We start from the raw sequence: 1291 nt of genomic DNA, 5'->3' as shown, positions 1-1291 counted from the left end.
GACAAGCTGCGCGCGCACGTGGCCGGGCTGCTGCCCGAGTACATGGTGCCCTCGGCCTTCGTCCTCCTGGACGCCCTGCCGCTCACCCCGAACGGGAAGCTCGACCGCAAGGCCCTGCCCGAACCGGAGTTCACCACCGGCACCTACCAACCGCCACGCAACGACCGGGAACGACGACTCTGCACGCTGTTCGCCGAGGTCCTGGACCTCGAACGGGTCGGCATCGACGACGGCTTCTTCGACCTGGGCGGGCACTCGCTGCTCGCCACCCGCCTGGTCAGCCGGATCCGTACCGAACTCGGCGTCGAACTGCCCATCCGCGCGCTCTTCGAAGCGTCCACCGTCACCGAACTTGCCAGCAGGCTCACAGGAATGGCCGCCTCCAACCGGCCGCGTCTGCGCAGGATGACCGAAGGAGTAGAAGCGAAATGATCCCCCTCTCTTACGCGCAGCGCCGGATGTGGTTCATCCACCGGCTGGACGGACCGTCCGCGACGTACAACATCGTCTCCGCCCTGCGGCTGACCGGGACGCTGGACACCGAGGCGCTGGCCGAGGCCGTGCGCGACGTGGTGTCCCGGCACCACTCGCTGCGGACGTTGATCGCCGAGGACGAGGCCGGAGTGCCGTACCAGCGGGTGCTGCCGGCGGCCGATGCCCGTCCCGAGGTCCCGGTGGTGGACGTCGCCCCCGAGGACGTCGCGGCGGCGGTCGCCGAGGCGGCCGGCCACGGGTTCGACCTGTTCGCCGAACTTCCGCTTCGGGCTCGGGTGTTGCGATGTGCCGAGGCCGAGCACGTGCTGGTGCTGGTGGTGCACCACATCGCCGGGGACGGCGAGTCGTCCGCGCCGCTGGCCCGGGACCTGGTCACCGCCTACACGGCGCGCCGGGCGGGCCGGGCTCCCGCGTGGGAGGAGCTGCCGGTCCAGTACGCCGACTACACGCTGTGGCAGCGCGAGCTGCTCGGTGACGAGGACGACCCGGACAGCGTCATCGCCACCCAGTCGGCCTACTGGCGGGAGGAACTCGCCGGCCTCCCCGAGACGCTGCAACTTCCGATGGACCGGCGGCGCCCGTCCAAGCCCAGCTACCGCGGCGACACGGTGGAGTTCGTCCTGGAGCCGGAGCTGCTGGCCGGTGTGGAGGCGCTGGCGCGGGGGCGGGGTGCGACGGTGTCGATGGTGCTGCAGGCGGGACTTGCGGTGCTGTTGCGGCAGTTGGGTGCGGGGGAGGACGTCGCGATCGGTTCGCCGATCGCGGGGCGTACGGACGAGGCGTTGGCGGATCTGGT

At 71.2% G+C, this 1291-nt stretch carries 2 protein-coding genes; both read left to right on the top strand.

The features are described 5' to 3' along the window. Nucleotides 1-432, top strand: a 432-nt coding sequence (locus ACIOJE_RS41280; RefSeq protein WP_400783850.1) for a phosphopantetheine-binding protein, incomplete at its 5' end; no start/stop codon positions are given. Beyond that, a partial coding sequence (locus ACIOJE_RS41275) for a condensation domain-containing protein (protein ID WP_400783848.1) occupies nt 429-1291 on the top strand: 863 nt, incomplete at its 3' end. The genes ACIOJE_RS41280 and ACIOJE_RS41275, both read left to right, overlap by 4 nt.

This window comes from Kitasatospora sp. NPDC087861, from assembly GCF_044742585.1.
Lineage (GTDB): Bacteria > Actinomycetota > Actinomycetes > Streptomycetales > Streptomycetaceae > Kitasatospora.
This window is presented reverse-complemented; position numbering and strand designations above follow the sequence as displayed.